This window comes from Streptomyces sp. NPDC030245, from assembly GCF_055572995.1.
Genome location: NZ_JBVICF010000001.1, coordinates 661,693 through 685,381 on the forward strand (window position 1 = coordinate 661,693; position 23,689 = coordinate 685,381).

Consider the following 23,689-nt stretch of genomic DNA (forward strand, 5'->3'; position numbering starts at 1 on the left):
CTCGCAGTCGAGGCGACATCGGTTACGTGGTGTCGGGCGTACTGCTCGATCTCCCGAACCAGTCGTTCTTGAGACCAGCCCCGCGCTGCTCGCGCATTTCACAATCCCGTACTCACAGGTCACCGTCCGCTAGATCCACTCGCCGACTCCACCAGCATGCCTTACATCGGCGCAGGTCAACAGGGGTTAACACGACGGGAGTTAAGGCCTGTTGACTACCGGACGCACTCCTTCCGCAGGTCTTCTGTAAGTGCACCGCAAGGGGCGCGCACCACTCGAATCGGTGAAGCCCCTTGACTCTGGTGTGCACCAGTTGCATGCTTCTGGTGCGCACCAGATGACGGACTCGCGTCCGCCACTGGTGCCAACCAGGAGCCCCGCATCGGACGGGGGGAGGCGACCCGGCGCCTTGTCATTAACCGGAGGGCTTATAGATCGAGAGATCACGTCTCCATACGCCTACGACGGCGGCGCCTTGCGCTGCCAAAGGAGACAGAAGCACCACCTCACCGCCGCATCGTTGCTGCGGCCGGTTGCCTCCGCTGTTCGTCTCGCACGAGCAGCGCCGAGGGGAGCCGGAACTTCCGACTTCAACGGCGCGCGGCCCCGGTGCTGGAACACCGGGGCCGCTGTTCGGGCCGTTCCTGTACGAGAGGAACAAGACCCAATGGAACACATCGTTACTGTTCAGGACGCTGTTACCGCGTTCGCCGACTTCATGGACCCGACGAACGGGGAGCTGGACGCGATCGAGCAGGAGATGCCCGCGATCCTCGCGGACGTCGACCTGCTCGACGCGCAGATCATCACCCTTGACCGCACCCCCAACGAGGTCGACGAGCGGCGCATCCGCAGGGCCCGCCGAAAGGTGCTCGCCGCACGGCGCACGCTGACCAACACGGTCGTTTCGGGGGTGGGCGCGTGAGTGCCGCCGACTCGAACCTGACGGCCGCGCACGCTGAGGTGAAGGCGGAGATCGCGCGCACCGACACCAAGACCATTCTGCTGCTGGCGTTCGTCGGTGCGCTGCTGGCCGGTACGTGGGCGGTCGCCAAGGACGCGTCCTTGTCGGTGCCCGCCGGCGTGGCCGGCGCTCTGGGGATGGCGCTGCTGCTGGCTGCGGCGGCCCTGCTGCTGTCCTCGGTGCGTCCGAGCCTTGGCGGCCGGCACGGCTTCCCGCTGTGGGCGACGCTGAGCGCCGAGGAGATCACCGCAGAACTCGCCCAAGACCAGCGGGCGCGGGACATCGCCGGACTCTCCCAGATCGCGGTCAAGAAGTTCACCGGCCTGAAGCGGGCGGTCGACCTGACCCGCGCGGGCGGCGCCCTGCTCGTGCTCGCCGTGCTCCTTCAGGCGGGGGGTGCGCTGGTATGAACCGCACCGGCAAAACTCTGCTGATCCTCGCCCTCGTGGCGGTGGTCGGTATGGCGTTTCGGGTCTCGTGGAATGCGCTGCGGGACATCGCGAACGCGGTCGGCGCCGACAGTACGGCGGCGACGCTGTACCCGTTCGTAGTCGACGGCCTGATGGCGCTCGCGCTGGTCGCCACCCTCGTCCTCGCCGGGCGGGATCGGACGTTCGCGCTGCGGGTGCTGGGCACCTACACCGGCGCCTCGCTGGTCCTGAACTACGTGCACGGCCTGGTCCCGGAGCTGCACGGCCGCACGGTCGACTGGGGTCGACTGGCCGACTGGGACCCCGCGCTGCTGGCCACGTCGCTTCCGGTCGGCTCGATCTACTTCGGGTCCGATCTGGTCGCCAAGGTCCTGCACCACCGCCCCGCCCCGATCGAGCCGCCAACCGCGAATGCGGAGGAATCTACCGAGACCACCAGGAATCGGTCTACGGCTGACCTGCCCGAATCGGTTCCCGCAGCGGTGGCCGTGAACCCGGTGAGGTTGCCGCGTCCGGTGCCGGTCGGCTTCCTGAAGTCGACCCTTGCTGCCAAGCCGATCCGCTCGATCGCCCCGACTCCGGTCGTGCCGATCGAGCAGCGTGCGGTGGCTGCTGAGTCGGTCCGTCCGCGTCGGGCGACCGGGCGCGTTCCGGATGTCGCCCGATCGCCGCGTCCCAAGCGCACCTTCGAGCAGCTGCTCGATGAGGCGCGCACGGTGACGGCCGATTGGCCGGACGCGAAGGTGACCGGGGAGGGCATCCGCCGTGCCATCCACACCTCACCGGCCAACGCCCGCTCGCTGCGGGACACGCTGCGTGCGGAGCGCGCGAAGGCGGTGGCGTGATGCCCACCGCGTACGCCAAGTGCTACGACCCGACCGGCGCCCGCTACGGCCTGCCCACCTACCCGTGGAAGTTCGCCCCCGATGGTTTGGCCACGCGCCGACAGCTCCGGGCGCAGGGGCTACGTCCGGGCGGCCAGCCCATCGCCGCCCAGCTCATGCGCCGCTCGCGACGCCGCAAGTCCGGCGCCGCGATCGCCTACCTGTACCGCGTCGACCGCGCGCTTCCGGTACGGCCGATGACGTCGCGGCGGTGTGGGGCGCTCGCGCTGGCGATGCTCGCCCGGCGCACCTGCCCCGTCTGCGGCGTGATCTACAGCTACTGCCTGCCGACCTCACTCGGCATGTGCCTGCTCTGCGCCTACCCCGAACCCTCTCCCGTCGTGAGGAGTGCCTGACATGGGCAAGCCCGACACACGCCAGCTCGACCGCGACATTCAAAAGACGACCCGCGCACTCGAAGCCGTTCAGCAACGGCAGTTGTGGCCGACGAACGGACGCGAGCGACGCGCCATCCTCGCCGCCGCCACGAGCGGTTCGGTCAAGGTGGTGCGGCACAAGAGCACCACCCGCGCCGACAACAAGGCAGACACCGCCTGGCAGGCGGCCGAGACCCGGCTCACCGCGGAACTCGCCGCCCTCAAGACGGAACGGCAGAACGTCGTGAACCAGGCCGCCGCCGACAAGGCCGCCAAGCGGGCCAAGAAGTCCTCGGGATGGTGGTGACCATGGCCTCCAAACCGGTAGGCCCCGGCGAGTGCCCGCAGTGCTGGCAGCACGCCTACGACAAGAGCATCCACCGCCGCCTCAAGCCCGGCGAGGACTGCCCGCAGTGCGTGTCCCACATGGTCAGCGGCTGCCCCACCCGCACACCCAAGAAGCCGTCCCGCTGGTGGTGACCACGCCCGCCCGCGCCCTTCCCACCGCCTGACGCGCACTCGTACCTCTCGCTGCCCTGGGGTGGCCGTGCTCACCGACCGGCCCCCCCGGGGGCGCCCCTTGTCTTCCCGCCCCTGTGTGGGGCAGTCAGGAGCCCTTTCTCATGAGCGGCAACGTCGTTCCCCTGCACAAGAACCCCGACCCGCCCACCACCGCCGACCCCGGCCCGAACCTCACCGTCGTCCCCGAACCCCCCGCCGCACCGGCCGTGCCGCTGTGGGTGCGCTCCGGGCGCGCAGTGCGCCGGATCGCCACCGACGAGTGCACCCGTGAGGCGGGCAGGGTGGCGGTCCGTCACAGCATGTACGTGGTCGGCGGGACGCGCATCGTGGCCCGCCGCACCTGGGACGGGCGCACCGGCTCCCGCTACGAGCGCATGCTCCGCGCCGCCGAAGCGGCCGGCAACTACGAGGTGGCCCAGGAGTGGGAGGAGCGGTTGCAGCGCTTCCGCGAGGCGCGCCACCGCCGCCGCATGGACCTCCTGCACTCCCCCGTGGATGCCGCCAAGGGCGCCTTGGTGGGCACCGGTATGGGCATCGGCGCTCTGGTCGCGCTCGGCATCGTGATGGCCGTCAGCAACAGCGACGTCAAAGACGTCATCACCCCGCTCGCCGCCACGGTCGACTTCATCGCCCTGCTCATCCGCATCGTGCAAGTCGTGTGGGGTCCCGCGCTCACGGTCGGCCCGTTTCTGGCCCTTCTCGCGCTGTGGTCGGTTGGCCGCAAGCAGCAAGCCGCACCCAACTGGGCCCTGCCCGCCACCGTGCGTTCCGGCGAGGGCGAGCCCATCACACCCTCGATCGTGGTCAAGGCCCTGCGCGACCTCGGGGTGCCCGCCCTGCGCAACGCCATCAAGGAGATGGGCGACGCGGGGGCCGCGATGCTGGGCCCGATCCGGATCGCCGGATGCGGGGTGGAAGTCGATGTGATCCTGCCCTCTGGGGTGTCGACGAACGAAGTGCAGGCCAAGCGGCGCAAGCTTGCCGAGAACCTGACCCGGCACGAGCACGAAGTCTTCATCACCATCCCCGAAGCCGCCCGCACGGTGCGGCTGTGGATCGCCGACTCCGGCGCGCTGGATGAGCCGATCGGCCCGTCCCCGCTGGTCACCGACGACAGCATGACCGCCGACTACGCGAAGGGCCGCGCCCCCTGGGGGCAGGACTTGCGCGGCGACGCGGCCGCCCTGAGCCTCTACCAGCGCCACCTCCTCATCACCGGCCTGTCCAACCAGGGCAAGACCGCCGCGCTGCGCTCGCTGGCGCTGTGGGCGTCGCTGGACAGGCGGGTTGAGTTCCGGATCGCCGACCTCAAGGGCGCCGGTGACTGGGCCATGTTCGATGGTCTGGCCACGGTGCTGATCCAGGGGCCGACCGATGAGCACGTCATCGAGGCGACCGAGATGGTTGAGGGTCTGGTCGAGGAGATGAACCGCCGTATCGCGGAGCGTCAGGCTGACCCCACGGTGGTGTTCGACCCGCTGATCGGCATCGTGGACGAAGCGCAGGTGGCGTTCATGTGCCCGGCCATCGGCGACGACAAGCGGCCCTACGGTGGCTCGAAGGCCACCAGCCGCTACTTCATGGCCGTGCGCAAGGTCCACAACCAGGGCCGTGTGGTCGACGTGCTCATGTACGAGGGGACGCAGGACCCCACCGACCAGAACCTTCCCAAGCTCGTGCGGGAGGGTGCGCACACCCGTGCCGCGCTCGCGCTGGGCACCGAGGCGCAAGCCGTCATGGCTCTCGGTGAGAAGGCTGTCAACGGCGGGGCCGCCCCTCACCTGCTGCGCCAGGGCCTGGACAAGGGAACTCTGGTCGTCGCCTCCGACGGCATCGACATCCCCAAGGGCCAGTCGTCCATCACCGTGCGCACGCACTTCATCGACGACGACGCGGCCAAGGCCATCACCGACCGTGCCAAAGCCCTGCGCAACGGGGCCATCGCCACCCTGCACGCCATCGACCGGGGCGAGCAGCGCGATGCGCTCGCCGACATCGCCTCAGTGGTCGGTGACGCGGCGCGGATGCGCACCAATGAGGTGCTGAAGCGGCTGCACGCGCTGGACCCGCAGGTCTACGGCGAGCAGTGGACTAACGACCGGCTGAAGCAGGAGCTGGAGGAGCACGGCGAGGAGCCGAAGAAGTCCCACGGGGTCATGGTCGTCCACCGCGATCACGTCCTGCGGGCCCTCGCCAACCGCGACAGCAACGGTTCCGCTTCCACCGCCGGATAGCGGGGAGCGAACACTCTCCGGTCCGGGGAGGCGGGGAGAACTCCCCAAGCGCCTCCCCGGACCGCCTCCCCCGCTCTGATCAGCGAAAACACCACTTGGGGGAGGCGGGGAGGCGCGCAGGTCAGCGCCCCTGAAACCCCCTCTACAGCGCCCCGACAGGGGGTGCCCCTGGCTCCCCCACCACCGTCGTGAAGGGATTCCGCATGCACCCCGACACCACCCACCAGACCGCCGCCACGGGCGCTGGACTGAGCGAGGCGCAGGCCGAAACGGAGGCGCGGCGGATCATCGCTGACGCCTACCGCGACACCACCCCCGTCGCGCAACCCGGACGGCCCCCGATGAGTCAGGGCGCCACCGACGCCAGCGTGCTCATGCTCACCGGTGGCGCCACCACCGTCATGGTCGGCGGTACGGCGGGCGTGCTCATGTACGTCTCGCAGTTCGCCGACCCGCTCGTCTGCGGCCTCGTCTTCGGCGCCCCCACCGCCCTCCTGCTCGCCCTCGCCCGACTCGTCCGACGGGCGAAGCCCGACCCCGAGATCCACCACCACTACGAGGGCACCGTTCACCAGGATCAGCGCACCGTCCACAGCCGCACGAACGGCGTGTGGGCCAAGACCCACAACCAGCCGTGACCTGGAAGGAGACCCACCAGCCATGCTCCGCCTGCGCATTCAGCGCGCCACCTGGCCGCGACCGGCCCTGATCCTGACCGACACGCCTCGCCCCGACTGCCCGCAGTGTGGCGGGGACGGCGGCATCGAGGAGGACTACGGCGACCACGAGACCGGCGAGTACGCGGGCACCCACTGGTACCCGTGCACTTGCTGGAACGAGTCCCGCCGCTGGCCCTTGATGCCCCTGCCGCGCCGCCGCCTGTGGCCGCGCCACCCCGACACCGTCCGCGACCCGTGGGCCACCGACGAACCCCCGTTCTAGCTAGGCCAAGGGCGGCCCCCGTCTCGCCAAAGCCTGGGGCCGCCCTTGTCACCAGCACTCATCACAGAACTGGAGACACCCAGCATGACCCAACTGACTGACATTCGGACAGAGCACCTGCACACCGCTCTCTCCCTCGCACGCTCTGATGTGCCGGTGCTGCCGTTGCGCGCCGGGAAAGTCCCCTTCGGCAACTGCCGCCGCTGCACCAACAACGCCTGCGGCGGACGACCGAACATGAAGACCCCCGGCCCCTGCACCTGCCCCGCGCCCTGCCACGGCTGGGCCGCCGCCACCACCGACCCTGACATCATCAACTCCGGCATCTGGCGGCGTGCGTGGCTGCGGGCGAGTGCGGTCGCCTACCACCCCGGCGGGGCAGGCCTGACGGTCGTGGACCTGGATGACGCCGACGCGATCACGTGGGCCCGTAAGAACCTGCCGACCACGCAGACCGTGCCCACCAACCGTGGTGAGCACTGGCTCTACCTGGGGGCGATGCCGTCGGCCAACGCGGTGCGCCCCGGCGTCGACATCAAGTCGACCATGGCCTACGCCCGTTGGCTCGGACCCGGCACCGGCACCATGGCCGCGCTACCGGACGCCGTGCGGACGCTGGCCGTGAAGGAACCCGCCCCGGCCCGCCCCGTACCGCAAGCCCTCGCCGTGCCCGCTCCGGTCGAGGGCGGGGCGTGCCCGCACCGCACGCCCGCCTATCTGGCCCGCGGCCTGGCCATGGCTGAGCAGCGCATCGCCAAGGCCACCAGCGGCGTGCACGCCACCGTCTACCAAACGTTCCTGGCCGTGCTCTCCACCCACGGCCGCTGCGGCTGCCTCACCGACACCCACGTCGGACAGCTCTTCGCCGCCGCGCAGGCCAAGGGCGAAACCGCCCGGCACTGCACCGACGCGTGGGCCAACGCCCGTACCCGGTTGGGGCTGTGACCATGTCCGACGACGACAAGAACCCCGCCCGCGAAGTCATCACCGACTACGCGCAATCGCACTTCCGGTACTTCCGCACCACCGACGGCACCGTCTACGCGCAGAAGAACGGCCACCCCGTGGCCCGCCCGATCCGCTCCCAGGGCACCACCGGAAGCCACCGCCAAGAACTCATGGTCGGCCTCTACCGCGACGGGCGGGGCGTGTTCAACGGGACCGCGCTGAAGGAGGCGTTGGACTTGATCGAAGCCCTCGCGCTCACCGAGGACGTGCAGCCCGTGCATATCCGCGTCGCGCCCGGATATGACGGGGCGACGTGGCTGGACCTGGGCCGCGATGACGGGCAGTCCGTGCGCATCCACCCCACCGGCTGGGACATCACGGTGCCCGACCCGCGGGAAGTGTGCTGGCGGCGCACCCAGCTCACCGGGGAACTGCCCCTGCCGGCCAAAGACACCAACGGCAAAGGCATCGACCTGTTGATGCGGCTGTGCAACTTCGCCACCGCCGAAACCGAATGCCTGGCCATCGCCTGGCTGATCGGCTGCCTGGGCCCCCACGTGCCCGTGCCCGCACCGTTCCTCACCGGCCCGCAGGGCGCGGGCAAGTCCACCGGGGGCCGCATGCTCGTGCGGATCGTCGAGGGCATGAGCGGTGACCTGCGCCGCGCTCCGAAGGATGAGGAGAACCTGATCGCGGCGGTGGCGGCCGGATGGGTCACCGCCCTGGACAACCTCTCCCACATGACCCCGGACCTGTCCGACGCGATGTGCTGCATCGTCACCGGCGCCGAGAACGTCAAACGGGCCCTGTTCACCGACGGGGACGTCTTCCGCGTTGGCTACCGCCGCCCCCTGCTCCTCACCGGTATCGACGTCGGCGTCATCCGGCCCGACCTTGCTGAACGGCTCCTGCCCCTGCGGCTGGAGCGGCCCAGGGTGCGGCGCACCGAGGCGGAACTGTGGGCGGAGTACGCCGAAGTGCTGCCCGTCGTCCTCGGCTCGCTCCTCGACCTGACAGTCAAGGTCCGCGCGGCCGAGGCGGAGACGCCGACGGATCTGCGGATGGCGGACTTCGCGCACCTGTGCGCGCAGCTCGATGCGGCGACCGGTCTGGGGGCGCTTCCTGCCTACCGGGCCAGCCTGGACGACCTGAATGACGACGTCATCGAGGGTGACTTGCTCGCGCAGACCGTCCTGAAGCATGCCGACAGCCTCGAGCCGGGGGCGGCGCAGCGCATGACGTCCACGGAGTGGCTGCACTGCCTCAGTAGCCTCTACAGCGGCGAGGAGTTCCGTCCCCTGCCCAAAGGGTGGCCGACCACCGGCAAGGTGCTCTCCGACCGCCTCAAGCGCCTCCAGCCGACGCTGGCAGCCCGTGGCGTCCTCATCGACTCCGGGCGCACCAGCGAAGGCCGCTACCTCGAAATGACCCGCGCGGCCGCCCCACAGCCGCACGAGCAGAAGCGGGCGTTCTGACCCGCCACCGCGGCTCGCCTGGACAAGCAAGAAGAGCACCCGGCCCCCGAGGGGGTGCTCTTCTTGCTGTTCGGCGGCTTGCCGCCGCTGAAAGGTCGTGCCGCTATGCGGCTCCTTCTTCACGCTTGAAGCGGCACCGCACCACAAACAGCACCCCCTCTCTTTGTCCTAAGAGGGAAGACGCTGCGTCATCTGCGTCATACGGACGGAAAAACGGCCCCTGAGCTGCGGTTACGGCCATGACGCAGACGGCCGCGCCTGCGTCATCCTGCGTCATCTGCGTCATGGGCCGCGTCATGGATGACGCAGCCCATGACGCGCCGATGACGCACGCCCGCACCACTGCGTCACACAAAACCGCAGGTCAGACACCGCGGATGACGCTGATGACGCAATGACGCAGAAATCCGCACCTCGGACAGACACGGCTTCCCGAGACCCACAGCGACGTGACTCAACTCCCGAGGACCCCATGAGCCGAACCAGATCCGCTCGACCCGACCCCCGCGACGCTCTCCGTGGCGGCCTGCCCGACCGCTACCTCACCCCCGACGACATCGCCGAAATCTTCGAGGTACCCAAAGAGACCGTCTACCAGTGGCGCAAGAAGCGCACCGGCCCACCCGGCTTCCGCATCGGCAAGTACGTCCGCTACGACCCCGCCGCCGTAATGGCCTACGTCGCCGAACGCCAGCTTGCTGACGTCGGTGCCGCCTGACAGCAATCCGCAATCACAGAGCACCATGCCATTCCCAGGGAGGGCTGCGATGCAGCCCTCCCTCCTTCATGCCGAGAAGGGACCACCACCACCTCATGGCTGGTTACGTCCAAGACCGTTGGTACAAGGAAGAGCAGACCCCGGACGGCAAGACGGTCCGCGTCAGGACCGAGCGGTACGGCGTCGGTATGCGCTATCGGGCCCGGTACTTCGGGCCCGACGGCTCCGAGAAGTCCCAGAGCTTCCCGGACCGACAGAAAGGCCGGGCCGACAAGTGGTTGACCCGCATCGAGGGCGACATGGACACGGGCAACTACATCGACCCGAAAGCCGGGGAGATCACGTTCGGGGCCTACGCCGACAAGTATCTCGGGGGCCTGACAGGGGACCTGGTGAGCCAAGAGGTCGTGAAAAGGCGCATTCGTCTGCACGCAGTCCCCTACCTGCGGACGCGTCCGATGGGATCGTTCCAAGCCGAGCACGTGCGTGCCTGGCTGAACAAGCTTCAGTTGGCGGTGCCCAACGGGACGTATCGCCGGGCCATCTACGACTCGGTGTCGTCGCTCTTCAACGCCGCAGTGGACGACAAGGTCATCAGGTCGAACCCCTGCCATGCCCAGTCGGTCAAGGCACCAGTTCCCGAGGACCGGTTGATCGTGCCATGGTCCGAAGAGCGCGTGCTGGCCGTGCGCTCGGGGATGCCCGCCCGGTACGCCGCCACCGTCGACGCCGGCGGGGGCTGCGGGCTCCGCCAAGGCGAAGTGTTCGGCCTCGCCGTACCCAACTTGGACTTCGACACGGGCTGGGTGCACGTCCGCCAGCAGATCAAGCGCGTGCACGGCACACTCGTCTTCGCCCCGCCCAAGCGCGGCAAGCTCCGGGATGCACCGCTCAGCCCTGTGGTGGCGGCAGGCCTGCGCGAGCACATGGAACTTGTCCCGCCGACCAAGGTGACGTTGCCGTGGAAAACACCGGACGGCCCGTTGGTGACGCTGGAACTGATCTTCACCAGCGGCGCGGGCAAGGCCATCTGGCGAAGCTACTTCGACGACCACGTATGGAAGCCCGCACTTGCGCATGCGGGCGTCATTCCGCCCCGGGAACGAGGACAGAAGCGCTACGCGGCCGCCCCGGACGACGGGATGCATGCGCTGCGGCACTTCTACGCCTCGGTGGTCCTGGAAGCCGGGGGTAGCATCAAGGCTCTGAGCACCTACCTGGGGCACTCCGACCCCGGGTTCACGCTGAAGATCTACACCCACCTCCTGCCGAGCAGCGAGGAAAAGGCGCGGGCCGCAGTCTCGTCGGTGTTCCAGCGCATCCACCCGGTGGAGGTCGCAGCGGCGGCCTGACAGATCCGCTACCGGCCCACAACCGGCCCACGGCCCCTAAATGGCCCCTGCCTGACGGTTCCGCCGCGGGTCAGGGGTCATTTTGCACCTTGGGGCCGGGAGATACACCCCATCTTGCCTGACGGCTACCCCCCGGCGGAAACCGGATGGTTGTCCGCCGGGGCCGCGGAGGGGGCCGTCGGGCTCATGGGGGGGCTGTCGGCGCCTCACTCCTCCGGCGAGGTGGCGGCGTCCGTCGTCTGGGCCGGGTCGTCCTTCCTGCGCAGGAAGAAGACCGCGGAGCCGCCGACCACGACGAGCGTCACGGCGATGCCGAGGATCACCGGGGTGTTGCTGGAGGTGCCGGTCTCGGCCAGGTCGCCGCCGCCAAAGGTGCCTCCCGCCGTCGCGGGGCTCGGCTCGGAGACGGGCTGGGCCTTGCTGCCTGTCGTGTCGCCGGCCGTCCGGCAGTCGAGCACGCCCTTGAAGCGGCTCTCGACGCCGTTCGGCCCCTTGATCGTGAAGTCGTAAGGCTGGTCCTCCTGGAGCGGAATCGTCACGGTCTGTGAGGATTTCGCCTTGATCGTGTGCTTGAAGCCCATCAGGCGGAAGGTGAAGGGCTTGTCGCCCTTGTTGACCGCGGTGATGTCGATGCCGCTCTCGGCGCAGTTCTTCTCCGCCGAGAGTGCGGGCAGCGCCCCCTCGGCGGCCCAGTCCGCGGTCGCCGTCGCGGACACGGTCGACTCGCTGGAGCCCGCGAGTATCTGCGTCTGGCTCCTGGTCTCGGAGGCGAAGGCCCGGCCGACAGGGACGGTGGTCGACGCCTGCACGGAGAGCGCGGCCGAACCGTCCGGCGCGTCCTTCGGCACGTCGAAGTAGAGCCGGCTGCCATTACGGGCGGACTGCACGGCCTTGCCGTTCTCCGCGACGACCTTCACGCCGCTCGCCGCGGAGTCCGCGGGCTGCGTCACCGTCACCGACTCGGCGTCGGTCCGCACGGTGACCGGGCCGAGCCGCTCTCCCGCGCGGCCCGACACGGCGGGCGGCTCCAGCGTCAGCGACGCCTTGGGCTCCGCACTGCCGCGCGCGCTCTTGTACAGGTAGTCGGCGAGTTTCTCGGCCTTCGGATCGAGGGCGTCGACGTCGGCGCCGTCGGAGTACCGCCAGATCGCCACCTGGGTGCCGGCCGCGGCGGTCTGCTCGGTAAGGGAGCTCACGCCCGCCTTGCGGGCCAGCGCCGCGAGGTCGTTCACCTGCGGGTAGGAGTGCTGGAGGATCCAGCGGATCTTGCCCGCGTCACGGTTGCCGCTCAGCGAGGTGCCGCTCCAGGGGGTCTCCTGGTACTTGGCATCCTTCTGCGTGGGATTCAGGACGTCGACGCAGTACGTCTGGAGGGTGCCGCCGCCCTCCACGGACATCTCGAAGAGTCCGGCGGGCACCTGCTGCGAGCTGCCGTTGTCACGGACGACCGCCTGGTCGTACGTCTGTAGTCCGCCCAGCGTCGCGATCGCGCCGCCCCGGTGCTGCGGCACCTCTTCGGCCGCGGCCGGGGCCGCGAGGGCGACTCCGCCCGCCACGGCCAGGCCCGCCGACACGGTCACCGCGGCGAACCGAGCCACGCGTCGGCTACGTATGGACAACGCAGAAAACACTGAATTCCCCTCCGGGCGGGACCCGTTCACAACGTGGGGGGTGGTCCCGCCAGCAGACTGAAAGGGGCAGGAACGCCTGCCACCTGCGTGGCATCTCCTGCCGACTGCCCCGTGAGCTACGTCCGGCATCCTAAGGAAGCTGTGGATCACGAGCCCCACGCATCCCATCGGACAGCGGATCCGACTCGGAATCGTTATCCCCAACAGCCGCTGCGAGCTGGGCTTATCGACAAATCAACGGCTTTGATCCGCTGATGTGCCGCACTCCGGTCCACGGCCCGCGCTCATTCCCGCTCGGTTCGGCTGACGGGCCGTCACCCCGCATGCGCCGGCTCTTTCTCCCTCCCCCCGGCGGTTGACCCGACGGCGCTTTCCTCCCGCCCGGTCGCCGGCTCCGTCAGCGTCGGGTTGGCCCTGCCCACCCGGCGGAACGCGGCGGTGCCGCGCGACAGATCGTGTCCGACGGCCACCGCCTCGATGTCCGCCGACGTCCAGTGCTGCCCGCCCCGCTCCTCGTCGCGGACCTTCAACCGGCCCTGCACGATGACCGGTTCGCCCACGGACACCGAACCCTGCACGTTCGTCCCGAGGGCTCGCCAGGCCCAGACCGTGAAGAAATTGGTGTGTCCGTCGTTCCACGTGTTCTTCGCGGCGTCGAAGTACCGCGACGTCACCGCGAGCCGGAACCGCGCCACCGGTCCCGACGGCAGCTCCCGGTACACCGGAGTCGTCGCCACATTGCCCACTACCGTCACCAAGGTCTCGTTCATCGTCGAACCTCTCCCCCGCTCGTCCGTGTCCGCCGCCGCGCTCTCACGGCCGCGATCTCAGACTGCACCGGTCGCGCCGATCCCGCTGAGCCCTGTGGGTGACCACCAGGTTGTGGAAAACTCCGTCAGTCGATGGGGTGACGCACCCCCATCACCCCGTCGCGGAACACGTCCCCATCACCCCATCGCGGCACGCGCCCCCGTCACCCGCACGTACTGCTCCCTGACCTCGCGGTACCGCAGCAGCTCCGCCGCCACCGGGTCGAGGACCTTCGCCCGCCCGCACCCGGCGGCCGCGTCCCGCAGCCGCCGTTCCGCCTCGTAGCCGTACCGGCGCGCGGGCCCCCGCGCCGCCATCCGGCTCAGCCACTCCACGCACGGGCCGCCCACGATCCCCGCCAGCATCAGCAGCACCGGCACACCAAGGTTCGGCTCGGCGATCCCGATGATCTGACCCACCAGCCAGAGCCCGCCCACGATCTGAAGCAGCGTCATGGCCACCTGGGCGAGGACCGCGACCGGCCACCAGCCGGGCCGCGGCGGCCGCCCGGTCGGCACACCCGCCGTCACCGCCAGCTCGTCGAGCGCCTCCGGCAGCCCCACGGCACCGCGCACCGCCGCCTCCCGCACCGCCTGACCCCAGGGCGCGGGCAGCCCCGTCGCCGCCTGATCGGCGACCGTGCGCACGGCCTGCTCCACGCGCTGCCGCGCCGTCGCCTCCTCGTCGGTGGGCACGTAAGCGGTCGGCGTCGGGGCGCCCTGCGGGGAGCGCCGGGCCTCGTAGAGGCGCCACAGCCGCAGCCAGGGGTCGCCGCACGCCTTGCCCGCGTGCCTGCGCCAGGCGCGCTCCGCCGCGTCCCCGGCGACGGTCGCGCCGACCGCTTCCGCGAGCTGGTCGGTGAACTCCTCGCGCGCCTCCTCGCTGAGCCCGATCCGCCCGCGGTTGCGGCCGCCCCGCGCCTCCGAGACGTACACCGGACGCAGCCGTTCCGCGGCGGCGTCCAGGTCCGCGGCGATGCGGCGGGCCGCCGCGCCGCGCTCCTGCGTGAACTGGCCGAGCATCTCGCGCAGTTCACCCATGCCCGCGCCGGTCAACGCGGAGACCGCGAGCACCGTCGCGCCCGGTTCGCCGTGCTCGCCGAGCGCGACACCGTCCTCGTCGAGGAGCCGCCGCAGGTCGTCGAGGACCTGGTCGGCGGCGTCCCCGGGGAGCCGGTCGATCTGGTTGAGCACCACGAAGGTGACTTCGGCGTGCCCGGCCATGGGCCGCAGATAGCGCTCGTGGAGCATCGCGTCGGCGTACTTCTCGGGGTCGACGACCCAGATGACGGCGTCGACGAGGGCCAGGATGCGGTCGACCTGCTCGCGGTGCTCGCCGACCGCCGAGTCGTGGTCGGGCAGGTCGATGAGGACGAGGCCCTGGAGCTCGTCGGCGCCGGGCCCCTGGAGCGGCCTGCGGCGCAGCCGTCCGGGGATCCCGAGCCGGTCGAGGAGGCCTGCCGCACCGTCCGTCCAGCTGCACCCGATGGGTGCGGCCGTGGTGGGCCTGCGCACGCCGGTGTCGGAGATCATCACACCGGCGAGTGAGTTGAAGAGCGTGGACTTGCCGCTTCCGGTGGCGCCCGCGATGGCGACGACTGTGTGCCGGTCGGAGAGCCTGCGCCGGGCGGCCGCCTCGTCCAGGATCCGGCCGGCCTCGGCGAGCGTGCCGCTGTCGAGGCGGGTGCGGGAGAGCCCGACGAGTTCGCGGAGCGCGTCGAGGCGGGCGCGCAGGGGCCCTTCGTAAGAAGTGGGGCTGCCGGAGGGGGCGTACGAGCGGATTCCCGTGTCGGCGCGAGAGCCGGTGCTGGTGCTGGTGCCGGTGCGGGTGCCGGTGCTGGTACCGGCACCGACGCCCGTACTCGCCCCCGCCTTCGTACCCGCGCCCGTGCCCGCACGCGAACCCCGTGGGCCACCCGCGACGCGCCGTGCGATCAGCCCGTCGTCCCAGGCCCCCTCGCCCCCGCTGCTCCTGCCCGGGGGCTCCTCGCGCCTTTCGTGGTCGGTCCGGTCGCTGCCGTCGGGACGGTCGGGGTGATCGGCGCGATCGGCGTGATCAGTGACGGCGGTCACCGCGGTCACCTCTCCTTCTGGAGTACGGACAGGGCGGCAATGAGCTCGGCCTGGGGTTCGGGGTGCACTTCGAGGGCGTCGAGAGGGGCGAGACGCCGCTCCCGTTCGGCGGCGAGGACGTTCTCCAGGTACTCGGTCAGCAGGCGCCCGCCCCGGTCGAGGAGGCGGACCGCGCCCTGGGCACCGATCCGCTCGGCGAGCACCTCGCCGGCCGAACGCGCCCGGCGCCCGCCGAGCAGCGCCGTGGCGAGCAGCGCGGCGACGACCTCGGGGTCGGGAAGGGGGGTCTTGTCGACCCTTTCCACGCCGCGCACCTCGTCCTCGGCGTACTCCTCCAGGACGCGCCGCCATCTGCGGACGGCCATCCCGATGCGGTGCTCGGCGCTCTCCGCCCCCGGGTCGCGGTCGGCGAGGCCCGGGGCGCCCGCGGCGGGTTCGCGGCGCCAGGCCTCGTCGATGCGCTCGTCGGCGGCGGTGACGGCGCACAGCAGCAGCGCCTCCAGGCTCTCGGCGATGGCGTCGAGCAGTTCCCCGGCCCCGCAGTCGAGCGGGTAGCTGCGCCACCGCTTCAGGGCGCCGCCCGCGAGTACACCGCCCGCCTGCAAACGTCGGTGCACGCGCGCGTGCTCGTTCTCGTACGCGTCGTCGACGGCGGAGGTGAGCCGCAGCGCGGCGGCGTGCTGGGCGGCGACGGCGCTCGCCAGCTCCGGCAGCCGGGAGTCGAGGGACCGCAGGACGCCCCGCGCGGTGCGTGCGACGGCCTGGGCGCGGACCGCGGGCTCCTGAACGCGGTGGGTGAGCCAGGCGCGCAGGGGCGCGACGGCGGTGGCGGGGAGCAGCCCGCCACCGCCCGCCGACTCGGGCAGCTCGGGCACGGTGAAGCGCGGCACGTCACCGAGGCCCGCCTTGGTGAGCAGCGCCCCGTACTGCCGTGACACCTCGGTCACCACTTGGTGCGGCACGCGGTCGAGGACCGTGACGAGGGTGGCGTCGTGCTCCTTGGCGGTGCGCAGCAGATGCCAGGGCACGGCGTCGGCGTACCGCGAGGCGGTGGTGACCATGACCCACACGTCGGCCGCGGAGATCAGTTCGGCGGCCAGGAGGCGGTGGTCGGCGGCGAGCGCGTCGATGTCGGGGGCGTCGAGGAGGGCGAGTCCGCACGGCAGGCTGCGCGCGGTCTCGATCCGCAGGGCCCGCTCGTCCTCGCCGACGAGGGCCTGTACGTCCTCTTCGCCGTCGCCCTCGTCATCCGCCTCGCCCCCCTCTGCGGGGTCCTGCCGGGGCACCCACACGCGCGTGAGGTCGGGCAGGATTCTCATCCCCGAGAACCAGTGGTGATCGTCCGGGTGGCAGACGAGCACCGGCGTACGCGTGGTGGGCCGCAGCACACCCGCCTCGCTGACCTGCCGTCCCACCAGGGAGTTCACGAGGGTGGACTTGCCGGCGCCGGTGGATCCGCCGATGACGGCGAGCAGGGGCGCTTCGGGTGCCCTGAGCCGGGGCACCAGATAGTCGTCGAGCTGTGCCAGCAACTCGTCCCGGTTGGCACGCGCGCGTGGCGCCCCTGGCAGGGGGAGCGGAAAGCGTGCGGCGGCTACACGCTCGCGCAGGGCGGAGAGTGCGTCAAGCAATTGAGGCCGTACGTCCAAGGTCACCACATGCGAAGAATGCCCAATTTTGGCGGCTTTCTGAAGCATATGACCGTCCCTGCGCGCCGATCGGACACAGGGGATGGAAGGGGCGACTGGGGCGCAGGCATAACGAGTGCACAACACCCGGGGCGCGAGACGCCAAAAGCGATGCGCGATTCGCACCTGCCTGCGATTATCAGGATCGCTTCACCGAACCTCCACATCACGGCGCGGAGGCGAAGCACCAGGGACAGGGCGCCGGGAGCCCTATCCTTGTCCCCGGCAAGGTCACGGATCACCCCCACATCCGAGCCCCCTGCCACCCGGCCACACCCGGCCCCCGTAGCTCAGTGGATAGAGCAGGCGCCTTCTAAGCGCTTGGCCGCAGGTTCGAGTCCTGCCGGGGGCGCTTCTGTCCTTGCGGTGTTCCGCCCTTCCTCAGGGAGGGCGTTCTTGCTGTTCGAGGCTCGTGCATGGCGATGCCTGATCGCCGTGCGGCGGGGTACGCGGCAGCCACCGGTGCGGCCGCGGGGGTGGCCCGTGGCTCGCCGTTCATCGGCAGGAGGAGACAGATGCTGGCTCTCGCGGCGGCCGTGCTGTTCGTCATCGCCTTCGTCATCCACGCGGCCGAGACATCGACGGAGGCGGTTTTCAGCCCGACGAGTCTCATGCTGGTCGGGCTCGCGCTCCTCGCCGTGCACTCGGCCGGTGTGGGGAGCGGATGGTCCGGCCGCGGGGGCGGTCGCCGACGCTGAGGGAGGGCCGCGCGCTCAGGCCGCCGAGTGCGGAGGAGCGCCTTCAGGGCGTACAGGCGCCTCCCGTGCGGGAACTCCGGTCGACCGGCCGGGCGTTGCCCCTGTGAGGCCGGCGGCGCCGCCGGCCTCACCAACTCGCCGTGTGTCTCAGCGGCCGTAGAGCGCCTCGCCGTGTGTCTCAGCGCCCGTAAAGCGCCTCGATCTCTGCCGCGTACGCCGCCGTCACCGCGTGGCGTTTGATCTTCAGGGATGGGGTGAGCAGGCCGTTTTCCTCCGTGAAATCGCCCTCCACGATCGCGAACCTGCGGATTGATTCGGCGCGGGAGACCGCCGCGTTCGCGTGGTCCACCGCCTTCTGGATCTCCGCGAGCATCTGCGGGTCGTGGGCGAGCTCCGTGAGCGGTGTGCCCGTCGGGCGTTTGCGGACGGTGAGCCAGTGTCGCACCGCCTCGGGGTCGAGGGTGACGAGTGCGGCGACGTACGAGCGGTTGTCGCCGACGACGATGCACTGGCCGACCGGGGAACGGCTGCGCAGGCGGTCCTCCAGGACGGCGGGTGAGACGTTCTTGCCGCCGGAGGTGACGATGATGTCCTTCTTGCGGCCGGTGATCGTGAGGTAGCCGTGGTCGTCCAGCGCGCCGAGGTCTCCGGTGGCGAGCCACTCGTCCGCGAGGACGGCGTCCGTCGCGGCCGGGTTGTTCCAGTACGCGCCGAAGACGATGCCGCCCTTGATCAGCACCTCCCCGTCGTCCGCGATGCGCACCGCCGTGCCGGGGACGGGCAGTCCGACCGTGCCGGGGCGGGGCCTGAGCGGTGGGGTGATGGTGGCGGCGGCCGTGGTCTCCGTCAGGCCGTACCCCTCGTAGATGATGATTCCGGCGGCGTAGAAGAAGAGGTTGAGGTCGCGGTCCAGGGGTGAGCCGCCGCTGATCGCGTAGCGCAGCCGGCCGCCGACCTCTTTGCGGATGCGCCGGTAGACGAGGAGTTCGTACAGCGCCCAGGCGGCGTAGAGGGCCGGGGACGGGCCCTGGCCCTTCTTGTCCAGGGACAGGAACTTGTTCAGGTATGCCTCTCCGAAGCGCACCGCGACCCGCTCCGCGCGGTCGAAGGACGAGGCGCGGCCCATCTTCTCCGCGGTGGCCCGGCCGGTCTCGTGGATCTTCTCGAAGAGGTACGGGACGCCGACGATGAAGGTCGGCCTGAACGCCCGCAGCTCCGGGCGGAGTTCGTCCGGCTTGATGCTGGGGCAGTGGCCGAGCTCGATGCGGGCGAGCATGCAGGCGATCTGGATGCTGCGGCCGAGGATGTGCGCGAGCGGCAGGAAGAGGAGCGTGGCGGCGACCTGCCCCGTGATCTCCTTGAAGACGGGGTGGAGGAGGTCGACGGTGTTCGCCGCCTCCGCGTGCAGGTTGCCGTGCGTGAGGACGCAGCCCTTGGGGCGGCCCGTGGTGCCCGAGGTGTAGACGAGCGTCGCTATGGAGTCCGGAGTCAGCGCCGACCTGCGCTTGGCCACTTCTTCGTCAGGTAATTCCCTGCCCAGGGCTGTCAGTTCGGCCATCGCGCCGCCGTCGAGGTGGCGGATGCGTGGCGGGTCGGCGGCGTCGGTGGCGTCGGCGGCCAGTGCTTGCTCGGCCGTCGCCGCGTTCTCCGCCGTCTCGGCGATGAGGAAGCGGGCGCCCGAGTCCCGCATGATCCACTCGATCTGTTCCGTGGAGGACGTGGCGTAGATGGGAACGCTCTGGCCTCCCGCCGCCCAGATCGCGAAGTCGAGCACCGCCCACTCGTAACGGGTGCGGGACATCAGCGCCACGCGGCCGCCCGGTTCGAGGCCGTCCGCGATCAACCCCTTGGCCGCGTCGGTGACTTCGCGCGCGAAGGCCGCCGCCGTCACGGGGCGCCACTGGCCGCCCTCCTTGCGGCGCAGGACGACGGCGTCGGGGGCCTCGACGGCGTTGGTGAAGGGGATGTCGGCGGTGCTGCCCGTGGTGGCGGGCGCCACGAGCGGGGCGGTGCGGGCCTCCCGCACGGTGCCGTGTTCGTCCCTGACGAGTTCGACTTCGGCACGGTCCGCCAGGTCGCTGCGGCGCTGTGCCCTTCTCAGGTCCTTGCGTACGCCCATGACGGCTCCCCGGCTTCCGGTTCCAAGGGCTTACTCATCGGTCAACTAAGGACTTACTCAGCGGTCAACTTACTGACACGTAAGAAAAATTCAACGGGGTGGACGCGTTCCGCTTCAGCGGACGGGGGTGCGTGGCTCAAGCCCTCGCTGACCTGCGCCGATGTAGCGGGCATGACGACCTCTGCGTATTCGTCCGTCCGTGGGTCCGAAACCGTGGCCGGGCCGTCGCCCGGAGCGGCTCCCGGGGCGGCCCCCGAGCGGTGGCGGGGCCGCGTACGGCTCGCCGTCTGTCTGCTGCCGGCCCTCGCCATCGGCGTCGCCGGGTTCCAGCGGCGGTGGATGTCCGACGACGGGCACATCTACGTCCGTACGGTCCGGCAGGTGCTCGCGGGCAACGGGCCCGTCTTCAACCCCGGGGAGCGCGCCGAATCGTCCACCGGCACCCTGTGGCAGTGGCTGCTCGTCGCCGGTGGGGCGACGGGGGCCGACATCGCGACCGTGGCGATGTACGGGGGGCTGCTGCTCACCGTCGCCGGGTTCGCGCTGGCCTCGCTCGCGGTCCTCCGGCTCCGCGGGGCCCTGCCCCTCGGCAGCGGGAACGGCTTCCTGCTGCCTTGCGGCGCCCTCGTACTGCTCGCGCTGCCGCCCGTCTGGGACTTCGCCACCTCCGGCCTGGAGACCGGCCTCGCCACCTGCTGGATCGCGGGCTCCTGGCTCGCCCTCTGCGCGCGCCCGCGCTCGCTGGTGACCTGTGCGGTCCTGGGTCTCGGCCCCCTCGTACGCCCCGATCTCGCACTGGTGTCGGCCGTCTTCCTCGCCGCCCAGTGGCTGACCGCGCGGCCCACGTGGCGCGGGGTGCTCGCGGGGGCCGGGGCCGCGGGGGCGCTGCCCGTCGCGTACGAGATCTTCCGCATGGGCTACTACGGACATCTGATGCCGCTGCCCGGCGTCACCAAGGAGGCCTCGCGGAGTCTGTGGGGGCGGGGTTTCGACTACCTCTCGGACTTCGCCGGGCCGTACGTGCTGTGGGTGCCGCTGGTGGCCATCGGCGGGGGCGCCGTGTACGCCGCCGTGCTCGCCGGACGGCGCGGCAAGACACTCCTCCCTCCGGGCACTGTCGTTCCTCCGGGCACTGTCGTTCCTCCGGGCGCTGTCGTTCCTCCGGGCACTGTCGTTCTCGCCGCGCCTCTCGTCGCCGGGGCCCTCTGCTGGGCGTACGTCATCAGGGTGGGCGGCGACTTCATGCACGGGCGGATGTTCCTGCCGGGACTGCTGCTCATGCTGCTGCCCGTCTTCCTCGTGCCCGTCACGCGCGCGTGGAGCGTCGTCGCGGTGGTGGTCGGCGTGTGGGCCGCCGTGTGCGCGGGCGGCCTGCGGGTGCCCTACGAGGGATACATCGGGCGGAGCGGTATCGCGGACGAGCGCGGGGTGTACGTACGGCAGAACGCCGCGCCGCACCCCCTGCACCACGACTTCGCGGGGCACCCGGGCAACAAGTCGTACGGCGAACTCGTACGGGACCGGGCGCGGGCCGGCGCGCCCACGCTGCTCCTCGCCCAGACTCCGGTCACCGCCCGGCGGCCCGGTGTGACCGGCCTCTACAACACGCTCGGCTTCAGTGGTTCCGTCATCCCGCTGTCCGGCGCCGCCCTCGACCCGATCGGGCTCGCCTACCCGCTGGCCGCCCACTCCGAGGGCTTCGTCGGCCGCGTCGGCCACGACAAGCGGCTCCCCGACGAGTGGATCGTCGCCGAGCGCGGCGTCCGTGGCGACCTGCCCGCGGGGCTCGACCCCGCCCGCGTCGACGCCGCACGGCGCGCCCTGCGCTGCGCTCCTTTCGCGGAGCTGCGCGCGGCCACGCGCGCGCCGCTGACGGTGGGCCGGTTCTGGCGGAACCTGACGGGCGCCGCCGAGCTCACCTCCTTCCGCTTCCCGAACGACCCGGTACGGGCCGAGCGGGAGCTGTGCGGCGGCCGGGAGCGGTGAGGCGGTCCTGACCGGCTAACCGGGGCGGAGTTCGCCCGTGGTGGCGTCCCCGTCCCCGGCCGTTCCGTCGCCGTCCCCGGCCGTTCCGTCCCCGCCGCTGAGGCGCGCCGCCCGGTCGATGGCCTCCGTCAGGTCACGCACCTGCTTGTCGCGGCCGCGGGAGGGCAGCGCGTGGGCCCACTCGGAGAGTTCACGCAGGGAAGGGGCGGCGGGGAGGGCCGCCCCGCGCCGCGGACCGGAGTGACCGCCGACACCGCCGGCCGGGGACGCGGCGCGCAGGGCGTCCGCGAAGTAGGCGGCGGTGGCGGCGACCTGGAGCCCTTCGTCCGCCTCGCGCAGTGAGCCGTCGAGGTCGGCGGCCTCGATGCGGCCCGACTCCTCGTGCGGCGCCCGGCTGTCCGGGTCGAGCCAGCGCACGCTCGCCGTGGCGAGCTGCCCGTCCGCGCCCGGCTTGGCCCGCACCGCGTACAGCGCCGTCACCGTGTGGCCCGGCCCGATCTCGCCGCCGTCCACGGAGTCGTCGCGGAAGTCCTCGTCGGCGACCTCACGGTTCTCGTACCCGATGAGCCGGAACTGCTCGACGGTCTCCGGATCGAACGCGACCTGCGCCTTCGCCTCGCGGGCCCGCAGTTCGACGTGGGCGGGCAGCTGCTCGCAGAAGACCTCGCGGGCGTCCTCCTCGTCCGAGACGTACGAGGTGTGGCCGTCGCCCTTGTCGGCGAGCCGCTCCATGAGGGCGTCGCCGTAGTCGCTGCCGACACCGACGCCGAAGAGGGTGATGCCGTGCTCGCGGCGGGCCTCGGAGATCCGCTCCAGGATGCCGTCGGCGCTGGTGTCGCCCGTGTTGGCGAGGGCGTCGGAGAGCAGCACGACACGGTTGGTGGCGCCTGCCCGCCTGCCGCGCACGGCGGTGTCGTAGCCGGTGGTGACGCCCGCTTCGAGGTTGGTGGACTCGGTGGGCTCCAGACCGTCGATGGCGTCGTGCACGCGGTCGCGGCCGTCACCGCCGCCATCGCCGGTGCCGGTGCCGGTGCCGCCGAGGCGCGTCATCGGCAGGACGGTCTCCGCCGTGTCGCTGAAGGTGACGAGCGCGATCGAGTCGTCGGGGCGCAGCCGGTCGGTCATGATGCCGAGGGACTTCTTGGCGAGGTCGAGGCGGCCCGGCTCCGCCATGGAGCCCGACACGTCGATGACGAAGGTGAGGGCGGCGGGCGGCCGTTCGCTCCCGTCCGGCTCGCCACGGGTGGCGAGACCGACCCGCACCAGCGACCAGTCGCCGTCACCCGTGCGGGCCCCGTCCACGCTCACCGAGAAGCCGTCGCCGTCGGGCCGCGGATACTCCTGCCGGAAACTGTTGACGAACTCCTCGGGCCGGACGGTCGCCGGATCGGGCAGCCGCCCCTCGGCGAGAGTGCGTCGCGCGTAGCCGTACGAGGCGGTGTCGACGTCCAGGGCGAACGTGGAGAGGTGGTCGGGCGGGGGCGCGGCGTCCCGGTGGCTGCCCTCGTCCTCCCCGCCGGGCGCGGCGGGCGCGGCGGGCGCGGGCGCGGGGAACGACCCGGGGCCGTCGCCCCTGGCCCTGCCCTCCGCGGTGGCGCGATTGCCGCTGCTGCCGCCGGTACAGCCAGTGCAGCCGGTGAGCAGCAGCCCGCCCACGACGGCCGCGGCGAGCAGCCCCTCTCGCCTCTTCCGGGCCCGTGTCGCTCCCCGCTTCTCTCCCAGCATCGCTCCTCCTCGGGTCGTCGTCGGCTTTCCCGCCTGTGACGCGGAGGGAGCGTCGAACGATCGCCCCGGGATGTTGCGGAAGGGTTGCGATGCGGCCACGGAGCCCCAGGACA

21 protein-coding genes and 1 tRNA gene are annotated in these 23,689 nt (G+C 71.2%); 16 read left to right on the forward strand and 6 right to left on the reverse strand.

Going from position 1 to position 23,689, the window contains the following annotated elements; genetic code table 11:
• Positions 1–667 precede the first annotated feature (667 nt).
• The 13 genes from ACZ4Z4_RS02890 (at position 668) to ACZ4Z4_RS02950 (ending at position 10,847) form a co-directional block, all read left to right on the forward strand.
• On the forward strand, positions 668–925 hold the full coding sequence (locus ACZ4Z4_RS02890; RefSeq protein WP_468321230.1) for a DUF6284 family protein: 258 nt from the start codon (positions 668–670) through the stop codon (positions 923–925).
• Positions 922–1,374 carry a Pycsar system effector family protein gene (locus ACZ4Z4_RS02895; RefSeq protein ID WP_468321232.1) on the forward strand — a complete coding sequence of 151 codons (453 nt, stop codon included), beginning with the start codon at positions 922–924 and terminating at the stop codon, positions 1,372–1,374. Before ACZ4Z4_RS02890 ends, ACZ4Z4_RS02895 begins: the two co-directional genes overlap by 4 nt.
• Positions 1,371–2,240 (forward strand): DUF2637 domain-containing protein, encoded by an 870-nt coding sequence (locus tag ACZ4Z4_RS02900; protein ID WP_468321235.1) that lies wholly within the window; start codon positions 1,371–1,373, stop codon positions 2,238–2,240. Before ACZ4Z4_RS02895 ends, ACZ4Z4_RS02900 begins: the two co-directional genes overlap by 4 nt.
• Positions 2,240–2,635, forward strand: a complete 396-nt coding sequence (locus ACZ4Z4_RS02905) for an RRQRL motif-containing zinc-binding protein (RefSeq protein ID WP_468321237.1) — start codon at positions 2,240–2,242, stop codon at positions 2,633–2,635. The genes ACZ4Z4_RS02900 and ACZ4Z4_RS02905 overlap by 1 nt, the downstream gene beginning before the upstream one ends.
• A 1-nt stretch (position 2,636) precedes the next feature.
• A complete protein-coding gene (locus ACZ4Z4_RS02910) occupies positions 2,637–2,963 on the forward strand; it encodes a hypothetical protein (protein ID WP_468321240.1) in 327 nt (108 codons plus the stop codon).
• 2 nt (positions 2,964–2,965) lie between these two features.
• Positions 2,966–3,136, forward strand: a complete 171-nt coding sequence (locus tag ACZ4Z4_RS02915) for a pRL2-8 (RefSeq protein WP_468321243.1) — start codon at positions 2,966–2,968, stop codon at positions 3,134–3,136.
• A gap of 143 nt (positions 3,137–3,279) precedes the next feature.
• Entirely contained in the window at positions 3,280–5,412 is a 2,133-nt protein-coding gene (locus ACZ4Z4_RS02920; protein WP_468321246.1) for an ATP-binding protein, read from the forward strand.
• Positions 5,413–5,615: 203 nt separating this feature from the next.
• Complete coding sequence (locus tag ACZ4Z4_RS02925) at positions 5,616–6,050, forward strand: hypothetical protein (protein ID WP_468321247.1); 435 nt, start codon at positions 5,616–5,618, stop codon at positions 6,048–6,050.
• Between the two features lie 22 nt (positions 6,051–6,072).
• Positions 6,073–6,354 carry a hypothetical protein gene (locus tag ACZ4Z4_RS02930; RefSeq protein ID WP_468321250.1) on the forward strand — a complete coding sequence of 94 codons (282 nt, stop codon included), beginning with the start codon at positions 6,073–6,075 and terminating at the stop codon, positions 6,352–6,354.
• An 84-nt stretch (positions 6,355–6,438) separates the two neighbouring features.
• The gene (locus ACZ4Z4_RS02935) at positions 6,439–7,299 is read left to right on the forward strand and encodes a bifunctional DNA primase/polymerase (protein ID WP_468321253.1); all 861 of its coding nucleotides are present in this window, start codon (positions 6,439–6,441) and stop codon (positions 7,297–7,299) included.
• 2 nt (positions 7,300–7,301) lie between these two features.
• A complete protein-coding gene (locus tag ACZ4Z4_RS02940; protein ID WP_468321255.1) occupies positions 7,302–8,777 on the forward strand; it encodes an ATP-binding protein in 1,476 nt (491 codons plus the stop codon).
• A gap of 472 nt (positions 8,778–9,249) precedes the next feature.
• Positions 9,250–9,495 carry a helix-turn-helix transcriptional regulator gene (locus tag ACZ4Z4_RS02945; protein ID WP_468321258.1) on the forward strand — a complete coding sequence of 82 codons (246 nt, stop codon included), beginning with the start codon at positions 9,250–9,252 and terminating at the stop codon, positions 9,493–9,495.
• 95 nt (positions 9,496–9,590) lie between these two features.
• Entirely contained in the window at positions 9,591–10,847 is a 1,257-nt protein-coding gene (locus ACZ4Z4_RS02950) for a tyrosine-type recombinase/integrase (RefSeq protein ID WP_468321259.1), read from the forward strand.
• A 206-nt stretch (positions 10,848–11,053) separates the two neighbouring features.
• Here the strand turns inward: ACZ4Z4_RS02950 and ACZ4Z4_RS02955 are convergent, their stop codons facing one another.
• The 4 genes from ACZ4Z4_RS02955 to ACZ4Z4_RS02970 all read right to left on the reverse strand — a co-directional run bounded on the left by ACZ4Z4_RS02955 (position 11,054) and on the right by ACZ4Z4_RS02970 (position 17,057).
• Positions 11,054–12,445: a Cys-Gln thioester bond-forming surface protein gene (locus ACZ4Z4_RS02955; protein ID WP_468321262.1), complete on the reverse strand. Its 1,392-nt coding sequence runs from the start codon at positions 12,443–12,445 to the stop codon at positions 11,054–11,056.
• A 347-nt stretch (positions 12,446–12,792) separates the two neighbouring features.
• The gene (locus ACZ4Z4_RS02960) at positions 12,793–13,248 is read right to left on the reverse strand and encodes a single-stranded DNA-binding protein (RefSeq protein WP_468321263.1); all 456 of its coding nucleotides are present in this window, start codon (positions 13,246–13,248) and stop codon (positions 12,793–12,795) included.
• A gap of 177 nt (positions 13,249–13,425) precedes the next feature.
• The gene (locus tag ACZ4Z4_RS02965) at positions 13,426–15,369 is read right to left on the reverse strand and encodes a YfjP family GTPase (protein ID WP_468321265.1); all 1,944 of its coding nucleotides are present in this window, start codon (positions 15,367–15,369) and stop codon (positions 13,426–13,428) included.
• Entirely contained in the window at positions 15,366–17,057 is a 1,692-nt protein-coding gene (locus ACZ4Z4_RS02970; protein ID WP_468321268.1) for a dynamin family protein, read from the reverse strand. The genes ACZ4Z4_RS02965 and ACZ4Z4_RS02970 overlap by 4 nt, the downstream gene beginning before the upstream one ends.
• Positions 17,058–17,327: 270 nt before the next feature.
• Here ACZ4Z4_RS02970 and ACZ4Z4_RS02975 point away from each other — a divergent pair.
• Together ACZ4Z4_RS02975 and ACZ4Z4_RS02980 are read left to right on the forward strand one after the other, a co-directional pair.
• A tRNA-Arg gene (locus ACZ4Z4_RS02975) sits at positions 17,328–17,400 on the forward strand.
• 163 nt (positions 17,401–17,563) lie between these two features.
• On the forward strand, positions 17,564–17,746 hold the full coding sequence (locus ACZ4Z4_RS02980) for a hypothetical protein (RefSeq protein WP_468321270.1): 183 nt from the start codon (positions 17,564–17,566) through the stop codon (positions 17,744–17,746).
• Positions 17,747–17,924: 178 nt separating this feature from the next.
• Here ACZ4Z4_RS02980 and ACZ4Z4_RS02985 read toward each other — a convergent pair whose 3' ends face one another.
• On the reverse strand, positions 17,925–19,865 hold the full coding sequence (locus tag ACZ4Z4_RS02985) for an AMP-dependent synthetase/ligase (protein WP_468321272.1): 1,941 nt from the start codon (positions 19,863–19,865) through the stop codon (positions 17,925–17,927).
• Positions 19,866–20,036: 171 nt separating this feature from the next.
• Here ACZ4Z4_RS02985 and ACZ4Z4_RS02990 point away from each other — a divergent pair, with 171 nt between their 5' ends.
• Entirely contained in the window at positions 20,037–21,851 is a 1,815-nt protein-coding gene (locus ACZ4Z4_RS02990; protein WP_468321274.1) for an arabinofuranosyltransferase AftB family protein, read from the forward strand.
• Positions 21,852–21,866: 15 nt separating this feature from the next.
• Here the strand turns inward: ACZ4Z4_RS02990 and ACZ4Z4_RS02995 are convergent, their stop codons facing one another.
• Positions 21,867–23,576, reverse strand: a complete 1,710-nt coding sequence (locus ACZ4Z4_RS02995; protein WP_468321277.1) for a vWA domain-containing protein — start codon at positions 23,574–23,576, stop codon at positions 21,867–21,869.
• Positions 23,577–23,689: the final 113 nt, after the last annotated feature.

Coding starts and splice junctions, on each gene's coding strand:
- ACZ4Z4_RS02890 (WP_468321230.1), top strand. CDS start 668: ATGGAACACATCGTTACTGTTCAGGACGCTGTTACCGCGTTCGCCGAC.
- ACZ4Z4_RS02900 (WP_468321235.1), top strand. CDS start 1,371: ATGAACCGCACCGGCAAAACTCTGCTGATCCTCGCCCTCGTGGCGGTG.
- ACZ4Z4_RS02905 (WP_468321237.1), top strand. CDS start 2,240: ATGCCCACCGCGTACGCCAAGTGCTACGACCCGACCGGCGCCCGCTAC.
- ACZ4Z4_RS02910 (WP_468321240.1), top strand. CDS start 2,637: ATGGGCAAGCCCGACACACGCCAGCTCGACCGCGACATTCAAAAGACG.
- ACZ4Z4_RS02915 (WP_468321243.1), top strand. CDS start 2,966: ATGGCCTCCAAACCGGTAGGCCCCGGCGAGTGCCCGCAGTGCTGGCAG.
- ACZ4Z4_RS02920 (WP_468321246.1), top strand. CDS start 3,280: ATGAGCGGCAACGTCGTTCCCCTGCACAAGAACCCCGACCCGCCCACC.
- ACZ4Z4_RS02925 (WP_468321247.1), top strand. CDS start 5,616: ATGCACCCCGACACCACCCACCAGACCGCCGCCACGGGCGCTGGACTG.
- ACZ4Z4_RS02930 (WP_468321250.1), top strand. CDS start 6,073: ATGCTCCGCCTGCGCATTCAGCGCGCCACCTGGCCGCGACCGGCCCTG.
- ACZ4Z4_RS02935 (WP_468321253.1), top strand. CDS start 6,439: ATGACCCAACTGACTGACATTCGGACAGAGCACCTGCACACCGCTCTC.
- ACZ4Z4_RS02940 (WP_468321255.1), top strand. CDS start 7,302: ATGTCCGACGACGACAAGAACCCCGCCCGCGAAGTCATCACCGACTAC.
- ACZ4Z4_RS02945 (WP_468321258.1), top strand. CDS start 9,250: ATGAGCCGAACCAGATCCGCTCGACCCGACCCCCGCGACGCTCTCCGT.
- ACZ4Z4_RS02950 (WP_468321259.1), top strand. CDS start 9,591: ATGGCTGGTTACGTCCAAGACCGTTGGTACAAGGAAGAGCAGACCCCG.
- ACZ4Z4_RS02960 (WP_468321263.1), bottom strand. CDS start 13,248: ATGAACGAGACCTTGGTGACGGTAGTGGGCAATGTGGCGACGACTCCG.
- ACZ4Z4_RS02970 (WP_468321268.1), bottom strand. CDS start 17,057: ATGCTTCAGAAAGCCGCCAAAATTGGGCATTCTTCGCATGTGGTGACC.
- ACZ4Z4_RS02980 (WP_468321270.1), top strand. CDS start 17,564: ATGCTGGCTCTCGCGGCGGCCGTGCTGTTCGTCATCGCCTTCGTCATC.
- ACZ4Z4_RS02985 (WP_468321272.1), bottom strand. CDS start 19,865: ATGGGCGTACGCAAGGACCTGAGAAGGGCACAGCGCCGCAGCGACCTG.
- ACZ4Z4_RS02990 (WP_468321274.1), top strand. CDS start 20,037: ATGACGACCTCTGCGTATTCGTCCGTCCGTGGGTCCGAAACCGTGGCC.
- ACZ4Z4_RS02995 (WP_468321277.1), bottom strand. CDS start 23,576: ATGCTGGGAGAGAAGCGGGGAGCGACACGGGCCCGGAAGAGGCGAGAG.